Consider the following 22988-nt stretch of genomic DNA (forward strand, 5'->3'; position numbering starts at 1 on the left):
TTTTTAAAAGCTATGTTTAAATGATTTTTATTTAGTAACGAGGCTTAAAAGTCACATGAAAAATTTTACACAACTACCTTTTATGGGTTTCCCATTGCTCAGCAAGAAACTATTGGCAGCAGCTTGTTTATTGACCGTCACTCATGCAGGCGCAGCAGAGTTTATTACCGAGGTTACTCAACTTTCAGATAAAGAAATCAGGGTCGGTGAAGCCTATTACCGTGCTGATATGCAGTGGATGGTTTATCAAGCGGAAGTGACCGGAGACAATCCTTTTTATCAGATTTTCCTGAAGAATCTAAGCAACGGAAAGGTGCAACAAGTATCGCCGGGCATCGGCAAAACGACTTGCTCATGGGTCCATCCTTCCCAAGAGAAAGTGCTGTTTTCCTCGACACACGAAGATCCCGACGCTAAAGCCAAAATGATTGCTGAGATCGAACGGAGGAAATCCGGTGAGCGGAAACCTTACGCTTGGGACTATGATGAGTTCTATGAAATCTACGAAGCTGATTTTACAGGCGGAAAGATCAAGAATCTGACTAATACGCTGGGCTATGATGCGGAAGCTTCCTGGTCGCCTGACGGCAAGTTGATTGCGTTTGCTTCTAATCGCAGGGCTTATACCGAAACATTGTCCGAGGAGGAAGCCGCCCTTTTCAAAAAAGACCCTTCCTCTATGATCGATATCTATATCATGAACGCCGATGGTACCAACGTAAAAAGACTGACCCATACCAATAGCTATGATGGCGGCCCCTTCTTCAGCCCGGATGGAAAGCGTATCGTCTGGCGACGTTTCTCGGATAATGGCCGAGAAGCCGAAATATTTACCATGAATATCGATGGCTCGGACCAAAAACAAATTACCCGTCTCAACATGATGTCCTGGGCGCCTTTTTATCATCCCTCAAATAAATACATCATTTTTTCGACCAACGTTCATGGGCACCGGAATTTCGAACTTTACATCGTCGATGTCGATGGCGAAAAGGAACCCGTGCGGGTGACAGATATGGATGGGTTCGATGGACTACCTGTTTTTACCCCTGATGGCAAATATATTACTTGGACCAGTGATCGTACCCCTGAGAAAAAAGGGCATCTATTCCATGGGAAATGGAATCATAAAAAAGCGTTAGAACGTCTTGCAGTGAAATAAGTAAATTAACTCAAGGGTAAGGAAAGGGCAACAGGGCTAAGGAGGCTGTCCGAGAATAGACTGATCTACTGCGGACAGCCTCCTAGTGCTGGAGTGTATCCTGTTGACACCTTTCCTTTTACGACTAATTACTATCAGCATTCTCAGGTTGGCTATGACGACCTTCAGGAACTTCGCCTTCATGGGTTAGACCATATGTCGAAGGATCTGGGCTTTCGGGTGCTGACGGTTTGCCGCAGGCGGCGAGGCTTAACAGTAAAAAAATTGCAAAAATGGGTAACATTTTCATATGAGGTAAACTCCTTCAATTAAATAAAAATATAGTATTTTGTGTGTCTTTCACAATTAGTGACATGTTGATAGTTGGAATGATCACATCCGCCAAATTAATGTAGTTTGGGGAATCTAAAAGATATCAAATTATTACAGGAGGGATTGATATCTTTTTGGAACCAACGTGTCTGCTGCCCATTGCTTAAGCATACTTATTTCGAGTCGAATTACTCGCCAATCAAATCACTCGAAGGTGCCAATAACATCAACTTAAGAAGTTTGCTGAAAGGCTCATGACATCAAGGAAAATCTGTCCGATTGGAAGTGGGCCGTTCAAACTTGAGATAAGCGTCTGCCTATCCTTCTAGTTTGCCGTACCACTAAACTTACTATACGCTTCAAAATTGGATCCGTATAGGAATAGATTCCCATCTTTTGAAAAGAATGGAACAAATGGGGTTTGGTAGCTGGATTCAATCAAGCTTCCGATTTTAGCCTAAGAGGTTGTCTGAAAATAGTTTGGATCTACTCCGGACGAACCTGCCAGGCTGGATTTTTCGATCCTTTTCGTAAGGTAGAGCCGCTATTCGCCTCAAATGATCAAAAAATCTAGCTCCGCCAACTCACGCTTGCGTATCGAGGGTGAGTCGTGTCGGTAACTCAAGTTCGGCGCGTAACGGCAAATGATCCGAGGCTATCCGCGCGATAGGTGAGTCATGGCGCTGCAGACGCTTCAACACGATGTTGGGACGCACCCACAACCGATCCAATGCCAGCAGTGGAAAGCATGCTGGAAAAGTAGCAAAAGAAGGCGTCTTAGCAAATGCTCGATGCAACCAGCGCAGCGGCCGGCCCCACAGGAACCACTCGTTGAGATCGCCGAGCAGGATCTCGACCGATTCAGCTTGAGGTTCGATCAATTCCAATATTCGTTGCGCCTGAAGACGGCGTTCCCTGATAGATAATCCGAAGTGGGTCGCGACGATGCGAAATGTGATACCGCTTGTCTGTATCCTTGCGTCGATCGCGCCACGTGGTTCACGATCCGGGACGGTCAAGTCATGTTGAAGGACCTGCTTGATTGGTAGGCGACTAAGTAATGCGTTGCCATACTGTGCGTTATGCCGTAGCAGCGTTGGCCCGGCAATCGGCTGATATTGGTCGCCGGAGAGGAATTTCAGTAAATCGAATCCACCGTCGTCATAGGTTTCGACTTCTTGTAGGGCGATAATATCGGTGTCGAGTTCTTCAAGAACTTTGCGAATGCGCTCAGGTGAGAAGCGGCGGTCGATACCATAGCAACGGTGAATGTTGTAAGTGGCTACGGTAATGCCCAGCAACGGTTTTCAATCCTGGTTAGTCGATGGGGTATCGTTTGCGCGGCGCTTAAGCCAGGTTATCAACCCATAACCTGCTAGTGCGATGCCGCCAAAAATAAGTGCAAGCAGGATGCCATTTCCCCAACTGGGCTCTTCCAGCATTGCACGAATACGATCAGTAAAGAGGGTGGTCGCAGCAATACCGGGCCCCATGCCTATCGCCGTACCTAAAACAAAATCCCTGAACCGAATATGAGAGGCACCCGCAACCAGATTGACGACGGTAAAGGGGGCTACGGGGATGACGCGAATGAGAATGACAGCGAGCAACCCTTGTTTCGCCAGTCGCTTGCTGATCCGGTTTAGACGGTTACCCGCGATGTGGCGTACCGTGTTGCGGCCAACAAAGGCCCCTAAACCATAACCGCTCAGTGCACAGCCAAGCGCGCCTAGAAATGCACAGGTAAAGCCGGTAAAAGGCCCGAAAGTCAAAACCGTTACAATAATCAGCACGGTGATTGGAAACATCGCGAGTCCTGCTACCAGTATTCCGCCAACCGCAAGCAGTGGTGCAGCAGGAAGTTGATTAAATGTGTCGATAGCGACGAGTAATCGATCGATATCAAGGTATTCCGACAACGGTGTCCACCGCCACATTGCAGTCAGTGCGGCGAGAACCAATAACATAGCGACCCATAATATCAGCCTCCGCCGCGCAGGTGGACGATCTTCTTGGTGAACGAGCTGTTCTGCGAGACGATCAGGATCGATCGGCTTTTCTGGATCGAGTAACGTTGCCTCGGATACGAGTTCCTCGAGCTCTTTGGGTATGTCCATGGGTAAGGGCTTTAAGGTCCGCTCGTTCTGGGATAGATGGTCAATGGCTTTCACCAGAGAACCCGTACTTTCGATTGCTTCGGTAACTTGCCGAGGTTCGGCGCCAAGATGTTCGGCTAGCAGACGAGCACGAAAGTAGCTAATGGCATTGCAGAGATCCTTGCGGTCTTCGGACTCAAAGGCAAGATCACATTCGCTGTCAAGGCCCATTGAACGGTTATTCAAATTGGCGGAGCCGACGCGCACGAAAACGTCATCCACGATCATTATTTTGGAATGGACATTGACACATTCTTTGCCGATACCCGGAATTTCGGGATAAAGCAGCCGAAATCTTCCCTCACGGTCGCTTTGCTGCAGTTTGTGTCCAAGCCGTGCACGCAGTACGTCCATGGTCATCTGAGACAACCATCCGCGCGTGCATTTGCCTGATACGATCACCACATCGGGGCCATCCGGCTCTTCCAAGCGACGGGCAAGCGCATCGCCGATAGCAGGGGAACTGATGTATTGATTTTCAATATAGATGGAGCGCCGTGCTGCGGCGATCGCGTCGAGATATAGGCGCTCTACTTCGCGTATCTCGGCACGGCCTTGGTAGGCGGGATCGGTGCGTGCAATGGCGATGCGCACGTTTTCTGCATCCACCGGTACATCGTTAGGCCATAATTGAGCGAGGGGCCGAGGTTCGTGAACGTGAGGTTGGTAACCGCTCGCCCGTTTCCAGCGATCGCGTGCCAACTCGCCCAATGAACGGGCGATTGGCCCCCCTACCATTAACTGCACATCATGATGTGGATCCGAAGGGCCTGCTCCTTCGTCACGTCTTGAGTCTCCGGGTTTGTGCTCGGGCGTGTCCCAGCGTGCACGGGTCAGATCTAAGCCACCACAGAATGCCACGGTATCATCAATGACCACTAGTTTTTGGTGATGGCTGGCACCGAGTGGATGACAGTCGTCAAGCCAGAAATGTACGCGGCGATGGGTGCGCCAGTCTAGCTGGTAGACGGGCAGCCATTCTCTATCCATGCCATACAGCATCGCAAAATCCCAATTGAGTACGTAGCACTGGAGCTTAGATTTTGCTTTAGCAATGTGGTCTAGCAGCGTTCTCAACTCATTTGGATGAACCTCTTCGCCACTGCGGATGAGGCGGAGGTTGCTATAGGTATCCCAGGCAAGAATCAGTAGTGACAATTCAGCACGCATGGCTGTCGTGCGAAACGCCTGAAAATAGTCGGCGCCGTCCACTAGAAAGGTGACGCGTTCGGCAGTATCGATACGCCAGCAGTTGTGGCCTGGATTCAGAATTTTCATACTTGGTGGAATGGCAATCGATCCAATAAGTGCCAGAGTAAGCAGACTTTATCGCGAATATCGCTTTTCTGGGAAATAGGATGTTTTGTACAAATCATCAGTCAATCATGGTTTTATGCCTATTATTAATAGAAGTATAACGCTTTGTGTCAGGGGTTTTGTCCAATTTGCACAGGAAAGGATGAAATTTCTATCCAAATTGCAAGCGGTATGAATGTATGCTGTTTTCAGTAAATTCGCTTACTATGGAGACATTAGCGATTATTTGTGAAGGTAATTGAATTCAATATGTCCAATGCACTTAATCTGATCATATATAGTATTGGCACGATCCTGGGATTGGTGGTCGTCGGCGCGATCGTTGCGTTGTTTATCCGGGATATCACGCAAAAGCAGCACACGATATTGCGCAATTTCCCGATCATCGGCCGGCTGCGCTATTTTTTTGAGCTTCAAGGAAAATACTTCCGGCAATATCTATTTTCGGGTGATCGGGCAGAATTACCATTCAATCGAGCCACCCGGGCATGGGTCTATAAGAATGCCAAGAATAAAGGGGGCATCGTCGGCTTTGGCTCAACTTACGATTTACGGGAGCCGGGCGCGATCATCTTCGTCAATGCGGCTTTTCCAATTCTGGAAGAAGACCAGTTGCCTACCCCTTCGCTTTATATTGGAGAAGGTTATTGCCGCTATCCTTACGAAGCACGGTCGATTATCAATATCAGCGGAATGAGCTATGGCGCGATTTCTGCACCGGCTGTGCGGGCGTTGTCGCTGGGTGCAGCCAAAGCCGGTTGCTGGCTCAATACCGGTGAAGGCGGGTTGGCGCCCTATCATACGGAAGGTGGTTGCGACATCATCATGCAAATCGGTACAGCAAAATACGGGGTTCGCGATGAAAACGGTAATTTCTCTCCTGCACGCGCCAAGGAGATTGCTCCACTTGTCAAAGCATTTGAAATCAAGCTTTCGCAAGGGGCGAAACCCGGCAAGGGGGGCGTGTTACCGGGTTCCAAAGTGCACGCTGAGATCGCTGCCATTCGGGGTATTCCAGCTTTCCACGATTCAATCAGCCCGAATCGTCACCACGATATCGGCAGTATCGATGAATTGCTGGATAAAGTGGCCTACATCCGCGAATTGACCGGTCGTCCCGTAGGCGTCAAAACGGCCATAGGTGGGTGGCACTTCATAAATGAGCTTTGCGATATCATCCTGCGGCGAGGGCTCGAGTACGCGCCTGATTTTCTGACCATCGATGGTGGAGAGGGAGGGAGCGGTGCTGCACCGCAAACGCTGGTCGATCACGCAGGATTGCCGATTGCAGAAGCGTTACCGCGAGTCGTGGATGCGCTGATCGAATCTGGCTTGAAGCCACGCATTCGCGTCATTGCCGCGGGTAAGCTTGTCACTTCGGCACATGGCGCCTGGGCATTATGTGCCGGAGCGGATTTTGTCAATACAGCGCGCGGCTTCATGTTTTCATTGGGTTGTATCCAGGCGATGCGCTGTCATCTGAATACCTGCCCGACAGGCGTGACAACACACAATCCTCGCCTGCAGCATGGTTTGGTTGTGGAGGAAAAATACCTGCGTGTCGCGAACTATGCTATGAATGTCAATAAGGAAATCGGGATGATCGCTCATTCATGCGGTGTCAGGCACGCTCGTGAACTGAGGCGTGAGCATGTGCGGATCGTGGAAACCGCGGGAAAAAGTGTCGCTTTGAATATGTTGTATCCCTACCCTGAAGTGCGCAAGGGATTTAATGAGAAAATAAACATTGATTGATCGAAGGTTGAAATTTCTTTGCATCCCCATATAGTAAGGTCAACTTACAATCTCATCAGGAGCTTCTATGCGTCTCGATAAACTTACCACAAAATTTCAACAGGCACTCGGTGAAGCACAAAGCATGGCACTAGGTAAAGATCATCCGTATATAGAGCCACAGCATCTACTGCTGGCGTTACTACAGCAAGATGACGGTGGCACCGCTTCATTGCTGCAGCGCGCAGGTGTTAACGTTAACCCGTTGCGGGAGGCCTTGGCAAAAAGCTTGGAGCGTATGCCTAAAGTGGAAGGTGTGGGTGGAGAAATCAATATCTCACGGGAGCTCAACAATTTACTCAATTTGACCGATAAAGAGGCGCAAAAGCATGGTGATCAGTTCATTGCTTCGGAAATGTTCCTGCTTGCAGCGCTCGAGGATAAAGGTGAAACGGGGCAGTTGTTGAAACAGTTTGGCGCCAACCGCAATGCTTTGGAACAAGCGATCAAGTCCGTACGTGGTGGAGAGAATGTATCGAGTGCGGAGGCAGAAGGCAGCCGCGAAGCTTTGAAAAAATATACGCTTGATCTGACCGAGCGCGCACGTCTTGGCAAGTTGGATCCGGTAATCGGGCGCGATGATGAGATACGGCGAACCATCCAGGTATTGCAGCGCCGTACCAAAAATAATCCGGTCTTGATTGGGGAGCCAGGGGTCGGTAAAACCGCTATTGTCGAAGGGTTGGCTCAACGTATCGTTAATGGAGAAGTCCCCGAGACGTTGAAGAATAAGCGTGTCTTGTCACTCGATATGGCGGCATTACTGGCAGGCGCGAAATATCGGGGCGAGTTTGAAGAGCGACTGAAAGCGGTTCTCAAAGAAATTGCTCAAGATGAGGGTAAGACGATCGTGTTCATTGATGAGCTGCACACCATGGTGGGCGCAGGCAAGGCTGAAGGCGCCATCGATGCGGGGAATATGCTCAAGCCTGCGCTGGCCAGAGGCGAGTTGCACTGTGTCGGGGCAACGACCTTGGACGAATATCGTAAGTATATCGAGAAGGATGCGGCATTAGAGCGGCGCTTCCAGAAAGTGCTGGTCGATGAACCGACGGTTGAGGCGACCATCGCCATCTTGCGAGGACTGCAGGAACGTTATGAACTTCATCATGGCGTAGATATCACTGATCCTGCCATCGTGGCGGCTGCAGAATTATCCCATCGTTACATTACCGACCGTTTTCTGCCAGATAAGGCGATCGATTTGATCGATGAGGCGGCTGCGCGAATTCGCATGGAACGGGATTCCAAGCCCGAAGCGATGGATCGACTCGATCGGCGCTTGATCCAGCTCAAAATCGAACGTGAGGCGATGAAAAAAGAGAAGGATGAGGCTTCGCAAAAACGACTCGCCTTGCTGGAAGAGGAAATTAAAAAACTGGAGCGGGAGTACGCTGATCTAGAAGAAATTCTCAAGGCAGAAAAATCACGTGCTCAAGGATCGCAACAGATCAAGGAGGAATTGGAGAAACTTAGAAAGGAAGTAGAAGCCGCAACACGCAAAGGAGATTGGCAAAAGGTTTCGGAATTACAATATGGCCGTATTCCTCAGCTGGAAACCCAGCTTGCCGAACAAATCCAGCAGGCTGAAGCAGCCGCCCAAGGTAAAGATGCCAACAAGCCCAAGTTGTTCCGGACGCAAGTGGGTGCTGAAGAAATCGCTGAGGTTGTTTCGCGTGCAACAGGTATTCCGGTCGCCAAAATGATGCAAGGGGAACGGGAAAAATTGCTCTTAATGGAGCAAAAATTGCATGAGCGTGTGGTGGGACAAGATGAAGCAACGCGACTTATTTCAGATGCGATTCGTCGCTCGCGCTCAGGACTCTCCGATCCTAATCGGCCTTATGGTTCCTTTTTGTTTTTGGGGCCAACCGGTGTGGGGAAAACCGAACTATGTAAGGCTTTAGCAGAGTTTCTGTTCGATTCCGAAGAACATTTGATTCGTGTCGATATGTCGGAATTCATGGAGAAGCATTCTGTGGCGCGCTTGATTGGCGCTCCGCCCGGTTATGTTGGTTACGAAGAAGGTGGATATCTCACTGAGTTGGTACGCAGGAAGCCTTATTCAGTGATACTGCTCGACGAAGTGGAAAAAGCGCATCCCGATGTATTTAATGTTTTACTGCAAGTACTGGATGATGGGCGCATGACCGATGGACAGGGACGAACGGTAGATTTTAAAAATACCGTAATCGTTATGACTTCTAACCTGGGCTCACAAATGATTCAGCAAATGAGCGGAGATGATTATCAAGTCATCAAACTTGCCGTGATGGGAGAGGTCAAAAGCTATTTCCGTCCAGAATTCATCAACCGTATCGATGAAGTTGTCGTTTTTCACGCCTTGGATGAAAAACATATTAAATCGATCGCGCAGATTCAGTTGCGGAAGTTGGAGGCTCGGTTGGCGAAAATGGAGATTAAACTCGAAGTAACCGATGCTGCTTTAACAGAACTTGCTCGAGCAGGATTTGATCCCGTGTTTGGTGCGCGCCCACTGAAACGCGCAATACAAGCACAAATCGAAAATCCACTTGCTAAAGAGCTCTTGCAAGGTAATTATGCTGCTAAAGATACAATTAAAGTGGACTGTGCAAACGGTATTTTGACATTCTCAAAAGCGGGATGAATGTATAAAAAGAAAACTTGGCGATAATTCATGAGAATAGAGAGTTTCAGGTAGAATAGTATTTTTTTCTGAATAGATCCTATGCTGAGAGGTAGTCTGGTTGCGATTGTAACGCCCATGTTTGAAGATGGTACGTTGGATCTGGAGAAATTTTGTGCGTTGATTGATTTTCATATTGCACAAAAGACGGATGCAATCGTAGTGGTGGGAACGACGGGTGAATCACCCACTGTCGATTTCGATGAGCATCATCTATTGATAAAGACAGCGGTATCGCATGCAGCCGGAAGAATACCCATCATCGCTGGAACAGGTGCAAATTCTACGAGAGAAGCGATCGACCTGACAATTTTTGCTAAAAATGCAGGTGCGGATGCATGTTTGTCTGTCGTTCCTTACTATAACCGGCCAACCCAGGAGGGGTTATATCAGCATTTTAAGACTGTGGCGGAAGCGGTTGATATTCCTATGATTTTATATAATGTGCCCAGTAGGACAGTGGCTGATATTTCCAATGATACGGTGTTGAGGCTTGCGCAGATTCCAAATATTATCGGAATAAAAGACGCGACAGGCAATATTGCGCGAGGATGTGATTTATTGCAACGCGTCCCCGTCGATTTTTGTGTGTATAGCGGGGACGATGCCAGCTCGCTCGCATTGTTGCTACTGGGCTGCCATGGCGTTATATCAGTGACTGCAAATGTTGCACCGAGATTGATGCATGAAATGTGTGCGGCAGCATTTGCAGGGGATTTGACTACCGCGCGAAAAATTAACAACAAATTGCTAAAGCTACATGTGGATTTATTCGTAGAGGCGAATCCCATCCCAGTAAAATGGGCAGTTTCCCAAATGGGATTAATCGGTCCTGGCATACGCTTGCCCCTTACCCCGCTGTCAAATTCATTCCACCAACTGGTAAAAGAGGCCATGTTGCAGGCTGAGGTTTTAGTTTAAAGGTTTGTAATGTTGAATATAAAATACCAAAAAACGATCGTCCTGAATATGGCGTTGGTATTGATGATCTCAGGTTGTAATTTGATACCTGAAAGCAAAAAGATCGATTACAAATCAGCCGGCAAAATACCACCACTGGAGGTGCCTCCTGATTTGACAGCACCTTCAGCCGATAATCGTTACGCTGTTCCCGATATCGCATCAGGAGGCAGCGCTACCTACTCTACTTATAATAGAGAACGCGAAGATCAACCCAGTGCCTATGATAGTCCGGTTTTGCCGTCATCCAAAGATGCCGCTTATATTGCAAGATCTGGTACACAGCGATGGTTGGTGGTTCCACAAGCCCCAGAAGATGTTTGGCCAGCTATCAAAGAATTCTGGCAAGACCTGGGGTTTATAATCAAGGTCGAGTCACCTGAAGTGGGCATCATGGAGACCGATTGGGCTGAGAATCGTGCAAAAATCCCCCAAGATATCATTCGTAGTGTTCTCTCGACTTTTCTCGATAGTTTGTACTCTACCTCGGAACGTGACAAATTCCGTACCCGACTAGAGCGGAGTGAGTCGGGGGCAACCGAAATTTATATTAGTCACCGAGGCATGAGCGAAGTACTTGCAGATAGGAGTACACAGCGTACTATTTGGCAACCCCGGCCTGCAGACCCTGAGCTAGAGGCAGAGATGTTAACTCGGTTGATGATGCGTTTTGGCATTCAGGAAGAACGTGCGAGACAGGAGATTGCATCAACTACAGATAGCGCCTTGCTTCGAGAGCAAGCTTATATGGACAAAGCAAGAGGGGGTGTACTTATCGTAAGTGAGACATTCGATCGTGCCTGGCGTCGAATCGGGTTGGCGCTTGATCGTGTGGGGTTTACTGTGGAAGATCGGGATAGGGCGAGTGGTGTTTATTTCGTGCGTTATGCGGATCCAGATGCCGAAAGTAGAAAGGCGGGTGAAGGGGAAGGGATACTTTCAAAACTTGCGTTCTGGCGTAGCGATGCAGATGCCAAAGCAGAACGATACCGTATACAGGTGAGTGAAGTGGGGGGAAGTAGCGAGGTTAAGGTGCTCAATGAAGATGGTACCCCAGAAGAGGCAGGAGCTGCGCAACGAATCCTGAACTTGTTGTATGAGCAATTGAAATAATCTCATTTGCTCTACATAAACCCGGCGGCTCAAAACAATAGTAGGTGTAGGCGAATTTTTAAGGCCAAGAGCCAGGAAAAAGAATCAAAAAAAACCGCCCAGCTGGGCGGTTTTTTTAATAGCAATCTGGTCATTAATTAACCAATTAATGGCCAGGTTTGCTGGTGCCGCCGTATGGACGAGGATCTGCACCCGCTTTAAGGCAGTTGCCGTTAGCATCTAGTCCATGTTCGCACTCCATTTTTTGGCCAGAGATAATGCGCTCGTAAGCATCTTTCTCGGTTTCAGGTAATGCTTGGCTTGGTTTGCCACATCCTGCCAATGTCAGAGTTGCTAAAGCTGCGGCGATTAGAAAAAATCTCATTATATGATTCCTTATTAAAATATTTGTAACTAAAAACACTTGTGACATGTCGAGTATATAACGAAAAGACTAAGTTGCTCAAGCCTCTGTTTACAAAAAATCTTCGCTCTTTTCTTTTTTTGTTGGCTGGATTAAAGTTCGTCTGTTTTTCAATATAGAAGCCAGGAGTGGCAAGTAAGTTTTACTTTGCCTTATTCTTCCTTGATTTTCAACGTTTCAGTAAATTTTTAAATTTATTTATACATTTCATTTCAAAATTTGACGTTGCATCACCCTAAATAATATTCCTGCTTTAGCGAAATATAATTGTTGATGTGTAAGAAAGGTGACTTGGGTATACAATGAGGCCGTCAATCTCATTATGAATCAGGTGGCAGTTAGTTTTATACGGGGCAATTCTCCCAGACATAATATTGACACTTGTTTAACCCATAATTGCGGTTGGTATTTCCACCTACTCATATTTTAATGGAGGTTATATATGAAACTAATCTTATTGCTGGCGCTGATCCTAAGTTCTCACGCATATGCTCAAGGTGGCCAGGGCCATCAAGGTGGAATGCATAAGGGTGATCATCATGGTGGAATGCATGGAGGAGAATTGGATGCAGCAACGCTCAAACAATTTTTTGAGCCGCTACCAGCCTCGATTATCGATGAGAAAAAAAATGAAACGCTGATCAAGCTAGGAAGAATGCTCTATATGGATCCCCGGCTTTCTGTGAATGACAAGATTGCCTGTAATTCTTGTCATCAACTGAATAAGTTCGGTGTCGATAACGAACCGACATCCCCAGGCCACGAAGGTAAGCGTGGTGGAAGAAATTCTCCAACCACACTTAATGCTGCCCTGCATATTGCGCAGTTTTGGGATGGACGAGCGAGAGACGTTGAAGAGCAAGCCCTCGGCCCAATCTTGAACCCAATTGAGATGGGGATGCCAAGCGAAGAAGCCGTAGTCAATAAATTGAAGAAAATTGAAGAATATCAGGATCTTTTTCCAAAAGCATTTAAAGATGATAAGGATCCATTCCAATATAAAAATGTCGGTAAGGCGATTGGTGCTTTTGAGCGCACCCTCTTAACGCCCTCCCGATTCGATGATTACCTCAAAGGTGACAAAGATGCGCTGACAGCAGACGAGAAAAGAGGTTTGAAAAAATTTGTTCACATGGGATGTGCGACTTGTCACAATGGGATCGTCATTGGTGGAAATTCGTTCAAGAAGCTAGGCCTCGTCGAGCCCTTTGAGACAGACGATTTGGGAAGATATGAGGTAACCGGGATTGAAAGTGACAAACATGTATTTAAAGTGCCTAGCCTTCGAAATATTACTAAAACAGGCCCCTATTTCCATGACGGATCGGTTGAAACGCTCGACGAAGCGATTCGCTTGATGGCTAAACATCAACTTGGACGCCAAGTCGGCGATAGCTTTATCCGTGATGTAAAAGCATTTCTGGGCTCTTTAACCGAAAAAGGTAAGGAATAAACCGGTAAAATTTGTGCTGTGAGGCCATTTGAATGGTATAAAGCCCGGGGTTTTATACCATTCTTTTCTAATATTGTTTCCGTTAAGGAACCTTGCTGTTACTGATGGATCAATAATGAAGTGAGATCAGCATTTTTATCTCATAACATAGCGTTGATCAACCTAATAGGTAGGAGGCTATCATGCGTCGCATTTACTTCCTTGTCCCCGATATAACCGCTACTAAGCGTATTGTCAATGAATTGCTTTTGGCGCGGATCGAAGAAAAACATATTCACGTTATTGCCAAGCGCGGCACACCATTAGAAGATTTACCCGAAGCTAGTCTTTTGCAGAAATCCGATTTCGTTCCAGCAGTCCAGCAAGGGTTGGCGCTAGGTGGGTCGACTGGCGTGCTCGCTGGTCTAGTCGCTGTCGCCCTTCCTCCTGCTTCAACAGTGGTTGCGGGCGGTATTTTGCTTGCGAGCGCGCTCGCCGGTGCAGGTGTAGGTGCATGGGTAAGTGGGCTGGTTGGAATGAGCATTGGTAACCGGCGAATCAAAGAGTTTGAGGATGCGATTGAAGCGGGTCATTTTTTAGTGCTCGCTGATGTTTCCGCAGATAGAGTCGAAGAGATCGAAGAGCGTGTAAAACAGCATTTGCCTGAGGTGGAGATCGAAAGTACTGAACCTAAAGTTCCTGCATTTCCTTGATCGAGTAGCTTGTTTCTGCCTAACTTAATTTTGAGGAAGCACTGTAAAAAGGGAAATGCAGCGCTTCCTCTTCCTATTGGCTGATTCAAAATTGTTCAAACGGTCGCTTGCCAAGCGCCTAGGAGGCTGTCCGAGGCTGATCTACTGCAGACGAGCTTGGCCTGGCTGGATTTTCTGATTCTTTTTGTTAAATAGAGCGACTATTTGCCTCAAATGATCGAAAAATCCAACTCAACCAGACAACGCTTGCTACGAATCGCTAATCTCGGACAGCCTCATCGATCACTAGAATTTGATAGGGCGCATGTTTTTGCGTAACGCACTGATCAATAGCGATAAGCAAAACAGTATTGTACCGAACAGAACGATTGTTGTACCGGAAGCAACGTTGAATATATAGCTTAGATACATCCCTACAATCCCGGTCATTGCACCAATAATCATTGAATATACGATCACTCGACTGAAGCTATTGGTAAGCATTCTTGCTGTCATGGCGGGTGCTATCAGTGTGGCGGCCACCATTGTGACGCCGACTACATTCAGGGATGCAATCACCGAGAAGGTGAGCAGGAACGAAAAAATGATCTGCACCAAGCCAGTCTTAATTCCGAACACACGTGCCGCATCGTGATCGAATGTTAGGAAAAGCAATGGTTTGTATATGAAGAAAATGGTTACCAAGGTAATGGTCGTGATGCCGCCAATCATGATCAAGTCTTGATCGCTGATTCCCAGAATATTGCCAAACAAAGCAGCTTCAAAATTTTGCCTGAAATGACGCAACTTGCTGATAATGGCTACGCCTAGCGCGAACATGGCCGTAGTGACTAATCCGATCGCCGCATCGAGCTTGATTTGATTATTTTGAGTCACGCGATTGATGAGCAATGTGGCAAGTAAACCCATTGCGCAAGCACCGACATAAAAATTAAGATTCAAGGTAATGCCTACCACGGCACCACCGATTGCGGCATGAGATAAGCCGTGGCCGATATAGCTCATACCACGAAGCACAACGAATACACCAATCAAACCGCAGAGTGTCCCTATCATAAGTGCAGCAAGCAGGCCACGACGGAAAAACTCGTAATCGAGCGGCTCGACAAGAAAAGCTATCATGGATGCCTGTCCCTGAAATGAAGCGGTGTGCTATTGGCAATCAGGAAATGTCCATCGTATTTAACGATCACGATATCGCCACCGTAGGTTTTAGTAAGAATCTCATTGGTGAAGATGTCATAAGGGCGGCCTTGTGCAACGATGCCTTTATTGAAACAAATGACCCAGGGTAGATGAGAAGCAACCGCATTGAGATCGTGCGTAGTAAGCAATACCGTGATGCCTTCGCTATTGAGATCACCCAGCAAGTGCAGTACTTCATGCTGAGTTTTGATATCGACGCCAGAAGTGGGTTCGTCTAAGACGAGTAGTCTGGGATTGTTGATGAGCGCGCGTGCAAGAAATGCGCGTTGTCGCTCTCCTCCCGAAATATTGGCGATGTGCTGGCGCAAACAATCATAAACGCCCAGTCTGGATGCGAGTTCGTTAACTCGATTGCGTTCTGCCCTACTAGGCCACGGCCAAATACGTCCACTATCATGCAGTCCCATGGTAATAACTTCCTCCACCGTTATGGGGAAACTCCAATCCACGCTATCCAACTGGGGTACATAACCGATTGTCCTTGGTGGAGCTTTTTCTATGGAGCGGGTACTCAAGTGTATTGCACCGGACATGACGGGGTGCGTGCCTAAAATGATTTTAAGCAAAGTACTTTTACCAGAGGCGGTAGGGCCAACGATCCCCGCGAACTGACCCGAAGTGATTTCGAGTGAAAGGTCGGAGAAGACAATATTCCGTTCGTAACCGGCTGTTACATTGTGGAGCTTGATAGCCGAATCAGAATCGACGTTAAAAGAGATTGCTTGCATCGATGTCGGTTATGCAGGCTGAATTGCCTCCTAATGCTTCCGTCATGATCGCCAAATTGTTGGCCATCATGCCAATAAATGAATCGTTAGGGGGGGGCGGGAGCTCATCGTCGGACAGTTGGTCGACAAATTTAACATTGGCTTCGCGCGCGATCTGCGCCATCACTTTACTTGGGAAAACTTCTGAGCCAAATATTGCCGGTACTTTTTCTTTTTTGATTTGTTTGATAATGCTAATGATTTCACGTGGTCCCGGTTCGGAGAAGTCTGAAGGTTGTAGTGCAGCGATCACGGTCACACCGTAGCGCGGTGCGAAATAAGCAAAAGAATCGTGGTACGTGACAAGTTTACGATTTTGCTCCGGAATGGATGCCACACATTGAAAGATCTTGTTATCCAATTTTTCAAGCTTGGCGAGATAAGCAGCTGCATTGGCGAAATAACCTGTCGTGTTGATCGGATCGAGCTTACTTAGATTATCCCTGATAATTTCAACGTAGCGCATCACGAGCGCAATATTAAGCCACAAATGCGGGTTGGGGTACCCTTCGTCACGTGGATAACTGAAGTCATATTGCCATTCTTCTCGTGAGAGTGTTTGGTTGCCGAGTTGCAAGATAGGCGTTTCGGCTTTTTTCACTTTCTGGGCTAGCTTGACGGTGGGTAGTTCCAAATCGAGACCATTGACGATGATGAGATCGGCCGCTTGCAATATTTTGGCATCCGCTGGAGTCGGCTCGAATGTGTGCGAATCCGTTCCATCAGGAACAATACCTGCGATGTCGACGTAAGGTATGCCAACATTCCGGACGATATTGGCAAGGGGCGCAACTGTGGTCACAACCGCAAGTTTTTTATTCGTCGTTGATGCACAAGCAATATAGGGAAGCAGCAGCGAAAATGTAAATAGCCAGGTCAATAATTTCAACGTTCTGTTACTCTCAATTTTCATGTCGTTTTTCCTTTGACTCGGTCAAAACCGATAGCCCGCATCGATCAGCACACCTAAATGGAGAAGGGTTGCTGATTAAGGGTCAAGTCGATCAAGCCCGATCTAACGTTAAAGCTATTTAACGCGCATAAGGTTTATTTTGTGTTATCTTGTATGAAGAATATAGAATTTATCATACTTTTTATCTTGTTTAATAAATTAGAGGTCATTTTTATACCACAATCAGGTATCAAGAAATAGAAAATGACCTATTGATAGAAACGAAACGATCAAGTATCCATTTCGATTTGCCTTCTGTTTTTGCGTAAAGTGAGGATGAAAGCTTGAAGAATATGCTTAAATTTTCCAAAAAATGGGTGCAGGATGTTGCTTCATGGCAATTGGTGGCATTAACCAGTATCCCCCAGCTTAGTCATGCAGCAGGAATACCTACATTGCAAGAAGTGACTGTCAAAGCTAAAGCCAATGACTTGATGGGGTTGGCCAATTCAGCAAGTGAAGGCACGGTACTCAAGCGGCAGCTTGATATGCGTGCAGTCTATCGTCCAGGCGAACTGTTGGAAAGTGTGCCGGGCTTGATTGTTACTCAGCATAGTGGCGAAGGCAAAGCGAATCAATATTTCTTGCGAGGCTTTAATCTTGATCATGGGACGGATCTTAGAATCACCGTCGATGGCATGTTGGTGAATCAACGCTCACATGGACATGGGCAAGGCTGGGCAGACACCAATTTTGTCATTCCCGAACTGGTTAGTGGAATGCAATATCTGAAAGGGCCTTATTATGCTGATCAGGGTGATTTTTCTTCGGCGGGTGCAGTCAATATGGGTTATGTCAACAAACTTCCCCAGGGGATTGCAAGCTATGGATTGGGTCAGCAAGGATTTATGCGGGGCTTGCTTGCGAACTCCCATGAAGTGGGAGCGGGTCAAGTTTTATATGCCGCTGAGCTGCTGACAAAAGACGGTCCTTGGGTCAACAAAGAGAATTACAAAAAATTCAATGCATTGCTGCGCTATAGCCAGGATACCGGGCCGACCCAATTTAACGTGACAGCGATGGGTTATGGTGGACGCTGGAATGCGACTGACCAGATACCCTTGAGAGCGGTAACGGAGGGATTGATTTCCCGGCTGGATACGATTGATCCCAGCGGTGGAGGTGAAGCGCATCGTTTCAGTTTATCGGGGGCGTTGCAACATACCAGCAATTACGGCGTCACCCGCTTGAATCTCTACACACTCCATACCAATTTAGCGCTTTTCTCAAATTTTACTTATTTTCTGGACGACCCTATCAATGGCGATCAATTCTCGCAGATAGACAAACGCTTCCAGTCTGCAATGGATTTGAGCCATTTTTGGATAAACCGTCTGGGTGGTATCGAACTTGAAAATACCGTTGGCGTTCAATTGCAAAATGATGTGATTGACAATGGTTTGTTAAGTACGAGGCACCGGCAAACGTTATCGACGACACGTAAAGATCATATCAATCAGAACAGTATAGGACTCTATTTCCAAAATAGTATTCAGTGGCTGGAAAAATTTAGGACTGTTGCTGGAGTACGGTCAGATTATTACTGGTTTGACGTAAACAGTCACCAAAAAGCGAATTCTGGTAACCGTTTCGACAGTATTACCAATCCCAAGCTAAGTTTGATTTTTGGCCCTTGGGCCAAGTCGGAGTTTTATTTTAGCTATGGGAGCGGTTTTCATAGTAATGATGCGCGTGGCACCACAGCTACAGTCGATCCCAAAACGGGCGAACCGGTTAACCGTGTGACACCGCTTGTTCGTTCTACCGGCTATGAAGTTGGGTTGCGAACGGCAGTTATTCCAAGCCTACAAGCTTCTTTCTCACTTTTTCGGTTGAATATGGATTCGGAATTACTGTTTGTTGGCGATGCCGGTACCACTGAAGCGAGTCGTCCGAGTAAGCGTGAGGGATTTGAAATCTCGACATTCTATATGCCAACCGATTGGATGATCATCGATTTGGATTATGCCCTTACACGCGCCCGTTTTACCGATGCGGATGCAGAGGGAAATCATATTCCCGGTGCGATCAAAGGCGTTGGGAAGGCGGCTGTTTCCGTGGATAATATCGGGCGCTTTTATGGGAGCATGCAGTTCCGCTATTTCGGTAAGCGCGCGTTGATCGAAGACAATAGTGTTCAATCAGATCATACAATGACGCTGAATGGTCAGATTGGCTACAAAATCAATCATAACGTTCGTGCGCTCTTGCAAGGATTCAATTTATTGAATACTCGGGCACATGCTATTGATTACTACTATACTTCAAGACTGCCAGGCGAACCACAGGAAGGAATGGCTGATCTTCATTTTCATCCGATTGAAAGCCGCTCTTTTCGTGTTAGCCTGATTGTTAACTATTAACAGCGCTTTCTTTGTGTGAAAAGGTTGTAAATTGTGCTGTGATAAGTGTGTGCAAGTTTAACTAAGGGATCTTGCGGGGAGCGTATGTTCAGATCGCAATGATTTTTTATCACAATAAATGCATAGGAAAATAGCATCATGGAGCGACATACCATTTCATTGGATACACAGCTTTCTGAACAATTTGATAAATTCATGCAGGCGCGAGGCTATGAGAATCGTTCCGAGGCGATACGCGATTTGATCCGCGAGTGTCTGGAAGTTGACCGCCTGAATAAAAATATAAAAGGCTACTGTGTCGCAACACTTAGCTATATCTATAACCATCATGAAAGAGATTTGGCGAAGCATGTCACATCGGTCCATCATTTTCATCATGATTTGACGCTGTCTAGTATGCATGTACATATGGATCATGACAATTGTCTGGAAGTGGTTTTTATTCGAGGGACTGTGCAGGATGTCAGGCGTTTCGCAGACAAAGTTATCGCTACGCGCGGCGTGCGGCATGGTAAATTGCATATCGTGCCGATCGAACTTTCGCAAGAACGGCATGCGCATTCATCCGAGCCACATTTTCACAGTAGCCCCCTTACCTGAATACTGGCCCACGATTGTGATGGGGTGAAACCGGCGATAGAAGATCCGCGATTCTGCGGATCTTCTATCGGGAGGCTATGCTTACTTAATTGCTTCCCCAATATTTAGATTTACTGGCAGCAAACAAAAACATCCACATGACCAGTACGAATGGAAAAGTCAGGGTAGGCAATCCAATTGGCGTCAGGAAATTGGCTAAACCAGCCTGACATACTACGGTCAGCATCCCTGCCAGGAAGGCCAGAACGATACTTCTCTTAGAAGGTTTGAGAAAAACCCAGCCTATGGCCATCATGGTAAGGACGGGATTGAACGCGTATAAGCCCATTTCAATCAAGGTTTTGTCCGCACCTAGCAGGACGGGGGTAATGACGCCGACGATAGCGCCTGATAGCGCCATGGCTGCACCGCGTAGTGATGTAATCGCAATACCGACTAAAAACATAACGCCGACGGTGACACTGTCCGCAAACATGACTTCGCTTACTCCCTTGGAGACAGCGACGTGCCACATTTCGACTGGTATCATGGAAATATTAGCTACTTCGGTAGGGATACTGGCTGCAGGCAAAACGGGCCCTCGCGAGAAACTGTCGAAAGCAAAAACGGCTGCCATGAACATCCAGCAGGTTAGAACAAAAGGTGAAGTCGAAGCGGGGATATTATAGGGTTGCAAAATCCGCATCAGGGCAGCTAGGACAATGGTTGACAAAATCGAAGCAAAGACGACATAGAGCCAAAGCTGTGGAGAATGCTCCAGAAATAAGAAAAGACAGGGGCCTACCAACGTGCCGTTGAACCCATACAACCCTGCATCGATTTCATCGTCCGGTAACCCCAGTAGATAGGCTGCAACCGTGCTGCTGATGACACCCACAGTTGCTGCTAATCCTGCGGTTATCCCCCCGACGTACAAGGCAGCCAAAAAAATCAAGCCTGTTACCGCATTGCCACAAAAAAAAACTTGTCCGACTCCCCTAAAAATGACACGTAAGGGATACGGTATTGCTTTATCAACAGTCCAAGACCATTCCATGGTAATTAGCTCCCAAAGTTTATGAAAAAAACTATGCTCACAGCAACTAAACCAAAATCTTCAAGTACCCTACCCCATCGAGTGCGCAATTTGGTTGTTCGACTAAATAAACCATGAAGGATAGTCCATTTCATTGCGATTTTACTTCATCCAATAATCCCTGTTTTATGATGAAATCAACAATCTGATCAACCCCTTCACCGGTATACATGTTGGTAAATACAAATGGACGATCCCCACGCATTCTTTTGGCGTCACGTTCCATCACCTCCAGATCTGCACCCACATGCGGAGCAAGATCTATTTTATTGATGACAAGCAGCGCTGAGCGCGTAATCCCAGGTCCACCTTTACGAGGAATTTTTTCACCTGCTGCGACATCGATGACATAGATGGTCAAATCGGACAGTTCGGGACTGAAGGTCGAGGCAAGATTATCGCCCCCTGATTCAACGAGAATGAGATCAAGATTAGGAAAATCGGTTGTCATGCGCGCGATAGCTTCCAAATTAATGGAAGCGTCTTCCCGGATGGCAGTATGGGGACAACCACCTGTTTCCACGCCCATTAGCCGCTCCGGGGGGAGCGCGTTTGCGCGTAACAGGATTTCCATATCTTCTTTTGTATAGATGTCATTGGTAATGACCGCCATTTCGTAGCGATCGCGCATTCGTTTGCTTAGTGCTTCACATAAGGCTGTTTTACCGGAGCCAACCGGGCCACCGATACCGACTCGGAGAGGGTTAGGTAATTTACTCACGTTTTGAACTTCCATGAAAATTATGAACGATAGATTCTGCTGTACTGAACTTCATGCTGCATCGAGAGTAGCGATAATCCTGGCGCCCAGTTAGACAGTTCGTCATCTTCGAGTTGCCGCGCGTGCGAAGCAGCTGCCTCGATCGCATCATGTAGGGAAAGCAGCAGTTTCTGGCCAGCCATTTGACCGAGCGGAATAGATTTTACACAGACCAATACTTGGTTCTCGACCATCGAAAACAGCATACCAAGGAGTGCTTCTGAATGGGGGATAGCAAGTGCCTCTGCTGCACATGCAAACGCAGTCGGCAAAGGAATTTCAGTCTGATTGGTCAGAAATGTGCTTAACGATTCGTCGGCGATATTTAGATCAATGACTAACTTCCCTAAGGAGTAACCCATTTGTATGGTTTCTGCACGAAATTCTGCAGTGTCCCTGGAAGCTATGAAATACTCGGTCCAGTATTCGATCATTTCCAGATCGCGTTTTGAGAGTGCCTTAAGTAAGCGCCAGAGGATAGGCGCTTCAAAGTCGGCAACAATTCTCAATGACTCTGTGATCCATAATCTCGCCGAATTTTCATTAGTTACGGCGCCGTTTTCAATGGCTGATTCCAATCCTTGCGAATAGGTGTAGGCTCCTACCGGCAATGAAGGGCTGGCAAGTTGCAGGAGACGAAGCAATGAATTTGTTTGCAGGGCTGTCATTTATGAGTGCGAATCGGAAGGACGGTGAATTTTCTGGCGGACAGGAATAGGTGCGAGCGGGCCGTGCGCGTGGTAATGCCCATCGCCATGATGGTGATGATGCCCTCCTCCGCTGTAAGCGCCTGATTCGGGTTCAAATTGAGCACTTTCTTCCGTCACGGTTGCCCCTAGACCTTCCAGCATTTGCTTCAATACTTCGTCCTGGTGAATACGCAGAAAAGTATCCCCAACCTGTGTTTGAGTATGGCGATTGCCTAAATGAAATGCGCAGCGCACCAGATCATGCAGTGTGCGGCAGGTAACCCGATAAGTGGGTTCATGCGCAGCGATGATTTGAACCACACGGCCGTCGTCGCTTTTGAGCAGGTCATTATGGCGCAGTACGGTCCCTCGTGTGGTAAAAATAGCAACTTCTTCACCCGATGCCAATGTGGTTCTAAATCGACTGCTCTCACGCATTTCGTAAGGCAGCACAAGCTGTGCATAAATGGTTTCTGCGTGGTCTACTTTAGTGTTTAACGTAAGCATTTTTATGACTCATTAAATAGCCTAAACAAAGAATAACCT

The 22988-nt window shown here is 47.2% G+C and carries 20 protein-coding genes; 9 read left to right on the forward strand and 11 right to left on the reverse strand.

All coding sequences use genetic code 11. The features are described 5' to 3' along the window. Positions 1-55: 55 nt before the first annotated feature. A complete protein-coding gene (locus C8R30_RS08350) occupies positions 56-1162 on the forward strand; it encodes a TolB family protein (RefSeq protein WP_090667990.1) in 1107 nt (368 codons plus the stop codon). 124 nt (positions 1163-1286) lie between these two features. Here the strand turns inward: C8R30_RS08350 and C8R30_RS15895 are convergent, their stop codons facing one another. From C8R30_RS15895 to C8R30_RS08360, 3 genes are all read right to left on the reverse strand, one after another. Continuing rightward, positions 1287-1451, reverse strand: coding sequence for a hypothetical protein (locus C8R30_RS15895; protein WP_177182305.1), 165 nt, complete (start codon positions 1449-1451; stop codon positions 1287-1289). A 607-nt stretch (positions 1452-2058) separates the two neighbouring features. After that, the gene (locus C8R30_RS08355) at positions 2059-2775 is read right to left on the reverse strand and encodes an endonuclease/exonuclease/phosphatase family protein (RefSeq protein WP_258191969.1); all 717 of its coding nucleotides are present in this window, start codon (positions 2773-2775) and stop codon (positions 2059-2061) included. Positions 2776-2781: 6 nt separating this feature from the next. Next, complete coding sequence (locus C8R30_RS08360) at positions 2782-4908, reverse strand: VTT domain-containing protein (protein WP_090667987.1); 2127 nt, start codon at positions 4906-4908, stop codon at positions 2782-2784. Positions 4909-5196: 288 nt separating this feature from the next. Between C8R30_RS08360 and C8R30_RS08365 the strand changes: the two genes are divergently transcribed. The 4 genes from C8R30_RS08365 to bamC all read left to right on the forward strand — a co-directional run bounded on the left by C8R30_RS08365 (position 5197) and on the right by bamC (position 11482). Next, a complete protein-coding gene (locus C8R30_RS08365; protein ID WP_107789941.1) occupies positions 5197-6702 on the forward strand; it encodes an FMN-binding glutamate synthase family protein in 1506 nt (501 codons plus the stop codon). Positions 6703-6769: 67 nt separating this feature from the next. Then, on the forward strand, positions 6770-9370 hold the full coding sequence (clpB, locus tag C8R30_RS08370) for an ATP-dependent chaperone ClpB (protein ID WP_090667981.1): 2601 nt from the start codon (positions 6770-6772) through the stop codon (positions 9368-9370). Positions 9371-9451: 81 nt separating this feature from the next. Next, positions 9452-10330: a 4-hydroxy-tetrahydrodipicolinate synthase gene (gene dapA, locus C8R30_RS08375; RefSeq protein WP_090667978.1), complete on the forward strand. Its 879-nt coding sequence runs from the start codon at positions 9452-9454 to the stop codon at positions 10328-10330. A gap of 9 nt (positions 10331-10339) precedes the next feature. Further along, positions 10340-11482, forward strand: a complete 1143-nt coding sequence (gene bamC, locus C8R30_RS08380) for an outer membrane protein assembly factor BamC (protein ID WP_090667976.1) — start codon at positions 10340-10342, stop codon at positions 11480-11482. A 145-nt stretch (positions 11483-11627) separates the two neighbouring features. Here the strand turns inward: bamC and C8R30_RS08385 are convergent, their stop codons facing one another. Further along, positions 11628-11846: a hypothetical protein gene (locus C8R30_RS08385; protein WP_090667973.1), complete on the reverse strand. Its 219-nt coding sequence runs from the start codon at positions 11844-11846 to the stop codon at positions 11628-11630. A gap of 481 nt (positions 11847-12327) precedes the next feature. Here C8R30_RS08385 and C8R30_RS08390 point away from each other — a divergent pair, with 481 nt between their 5' ends. After that, complete coding sequence (locus tag C8R30_RS08390; RefSeq protein WP_090667970.1) at positions 12328-13338, forward strand: cytochrome-c peroxidase; 1011 nt, start codon at positions 12328-12330, stop codon at positions 13336-13338. A gap of 182 nt (positions 13339-13520) precedes the next feature. Beyond that, the gene (locus C8R30_RS08395; protein WP_090667967.1) at positions 13521-14030 is read left to right on the forward strand and encodes a DUF1269 domain-containing protein; all 510 of its coding nucleotides are present in this window, start codon (positions 13521-13523) and stop codon (positions 14028-14030) included. Between the two features lie 285 nt (positions 14031-14315). Here the strand turns inward: C8R30_RS08395 and C8R30_RS08400 are convergent, their stop codons facing one another. The 3 genes from C8R30_RS08400 to C8R30_RS08410 are packed head-to-tail and all read right to left on the reverse strand — an operon-like array spanning position 14316 to position 16916. Continuing rightward, the gene (locus C8R30_RS08400; protein WP_090667964.1) at positions 14316-15152 is read right to left on the reverse strand and encodes a metal ABC transporter permease; all 837 of its coding nucleotides are present in this window, start codon (positions 15150-15152) and stop codon (positions 14316-14318) included. Continuing rightward, a complete protein-coding gene (locus C8R30_RS08405; protein ID WP_090667961.1) occupies positions 15149-15964 on the reverse strand; it encodes a metal ABC transporter ATP-binding protein in 816 nt (271 codons plus the stop codon). The genes C8R30_RS08400 and C8R30_RS08405 overlap by 4 nt, the downstream gene beginning before the upstream one ends. Beyond that, complete coding sequence (locus C8R30_RS08410; protein WP_090667958.1) at positions 15945-16916, reverse strand: metal ABC transporter substrate-binding protein; 972 nt, start codon at positions 16914-16916, stop codon at positions 15945-15947. The genes C8R30_RS08405 and C8R30_RS08410 overlap by 20 nt, the downstream gene beginning before the upstream one ends. A 332-nt stretch (positions 16917-17248) precedes the next feature. On the opposite strand from C8R30_RS08410, the gene C8R30_RS08415 reads away from it, so the two are divergent. Both C8R30_RS08415 and nikR read left to right on the forward strand, forming a co-directional pair. Continuing rightward, positions 17249-19318, forward strand: coding sequence for a TonB-dependent receptor (locus C8R30_RS08415; protein ID WP_090667955.1), 2070 nt, complete (start codon positions 17249-17251; stop codon positions 19316-19318). Between the two features lie 138 nt (positions 19319-19456). Continuing rightward, positions 19457-19918 (forward strand): nickel-responsive transcriptional regulator NikR, encoded by a 462-nt coding sequence (gene nikR / locus C8R30_RS08420; RefSeq protein ID WP_090667953.1) that lies wholly within the window; start codon positions 19457-19459, stop codon positions 19916-19918. 85 nt (positions 19919-20003) lie between these two features. Here the strand turns inward: nikR and yut are convergent, their stop codons facing one another. The 4 genes from yut to ureE form a co-directional block, all read right to left on the reverse strand. After that, a complete protein-coding gene (gene yut / locus C8R30_RS08425; protein ID WP_090667950.1) occupies positions 20004-20954 on the reverse strand; it encodes an urea transporter in 951 nt (316 codons plus the stop codon). 130 nt (positions 20955-21084) lie between these two features. After that, positions 21085-21729 carry an urease accessory protein UreG gene (ureG, locus tag C8R30_RS08430; RefSeq protein ID WP_090667947.1) on the reverse strand — a complete coding sequence of 215 codons (645 nt, stop codon included), beginning with the start codon at positions 21727-21729 and terminating at the stop codon, positions 21085-21087. 5 nt (positions 21730-21734) lie between these two features. Then, positions 21735-22421: an urease accessory protein UreF gene (locus C8R30_RS08435; protein WP_204800070.1), complete on the reverse strand. Its 687-nt coding sequence runs from the start codon at positions 22419-22421 to the stop codon at positions 21735-21737. Further along, positions 22422-22949 carry an urease accessory protein UreE gene (ureE, locus tag C8R30_RS08440; RefSeq protein ID WP_090667944.1) on the reverse strand — a complete coding sequence of 176 codons (528 nt, stop codon included), beginning with the start codon at positions 22947-22949 and terminating at the stop codon, positions 22422-22424. It abuts the gene before it with no gap. Between the last annotated feature and the right edge of the window lie 39 nt (positions 22950-22988).

The sequence above is a fragment of the Nitrosomonas nitrosa genome (assembly GCF_003051105.1).
Lineage (GTDB): Bacteria > Pseudomonadota > Gammaproteobacteria > Burkholderiales > Nitrosomonadaceae > Nitrosomonas > Nitrosomonas nitrosa.

Excerpts from the sequence above, each read along its gene's own strand:
- bamC (WP_090667976.1), top strand. The coding sequence starts at position 10,340 with ATGTTGAATATAAAATACCAAAAAACGATCGTCCTGAATATGGCGTTG.
- ureG (WP_090667947.1), bottom strand. The coding sequence starts at position 21,729 with ATGGAAGTTCAAAACGTGAGTAAATTACCTAACCCTCTCCGAGTCGGT.
- ureE (WP_090667944.1), bottom strand. The coding sequence starts at position 22,949 with ATGCTTACGTTAAACACTAAAGTAGACCACGCAGAAACCATTTATGCA.
- C8R30_RS08410 (WP_090667958.1), bottom strand. The coding sequence starts at position 16,916 with ATGAAAATTGAGAGTAACAGAACGTTGAAATTATTGACCTGGCTATTT.
- C8R30_RS08360 (WP_090667987.1), bottom strand. The coding sequence starts at position 4,908 with ATGAAAATTCTGAATCCAGGCCACAACTGCTGGCGTATCGATACTGCC.
- nikR (WP_090667953.1), top strand. The coding sequence starts at position 19,457 with ATGGAGCGACATACCATTTCATTGGATACACAGCTTTCTGAACAATTT.
- yut (WP_090667950.1), bottom strand. The coding sequence starts at position 20,954 with ATGGAATGGTCTTGGACTGTTGATAAAGCAATACCGTATCCCTTACGT.
- C8R30_RS15895 (WP_177182305.1), bottom strand. The coding sequence starts at position 1,451 with ATGAAAATGTTACCCATTTTTGCAATTTTTTTACTGTTAAGCCTCGCC.
- C8R30_RS08385 (WP_090667973.1), bottom strand. The coding sequence starts at position 11,846 with ATGAGATTTTTTCTAATCGCCGCAGCTTTAGCAACTCTGACATTGGCA.
- C8R30_RS08350 (WP_090667990.1), top strand. The coding sequence starts at position 56 with ATGAAAAATTTTACACAACTACCTTTTATGGGTTTCCCATTGCTCAGC.
- dapA (WP_090667978.1), top strand. The coding sequence starts at position 9,452 with ATGCTGAGAGGTAGTCTGGTTGCGATTGTAACGCCCATGTTTGAAGAT.
- C8R30_RS08365 (WP_107789941.1), top strand. The coding sequence starts at position 5,197 with ATGTCCAATGCACTTAATCTGATCATATATAGTATTGGCACGATCCTG.
- C8R30_RS08390 (WP_090667970.1), top strand. The coding sequence starts at position 12,328 with ATGAAACTAATCTTATTGCTGGCGCTGATCCTAAGTTCTCACGCATAT.
- C8R30_RS08395 (WP_090667967.1), top strand. The coding sequence starts at position 13,521 with ATGCGTCGCATTTACTTCCTTGTCCCCGATATAACCGCTACTAAGCGT.
- C8R30_RS08400 (WP_090667964.1), bottom strand. The coding sequence starts at position 15,152 with ATGATAGCTTTTCTTGTCGAGCCGCTCGATTACGAGTTTTTCCGTCGT.
- C8R30_RS08405 (WP_090667961.1), bottom strand. The coding sequence starts at position 15,964 with ATGCAAGCAATCTCTTTTAACGTCGATTCTGATTCGGCTATCAAGCTC.
- C8R30_RS08415 (WP_090667955.1), top strand. The coding sequence starts at position 17,249 with ATGCTTAAATTTTCCAAAAAATGGGTGCAGGATGTTGCTTCATGGCAA.
- C8R30_RS08435 (WP_204800070.1), bottom strand. The coding sequence starts at position 22,421 with ATGACAGCCCTGCAAACAAATTCATTGCTTCGTCTCCTGCAACTTGCC.
- clpB (WP_090667981.1), top strand. The coding sequence starts at position 6,770 with ATGCGTCTCGATAAACTTACCACAAAATTTCAACAGGCACTCGGTGAA.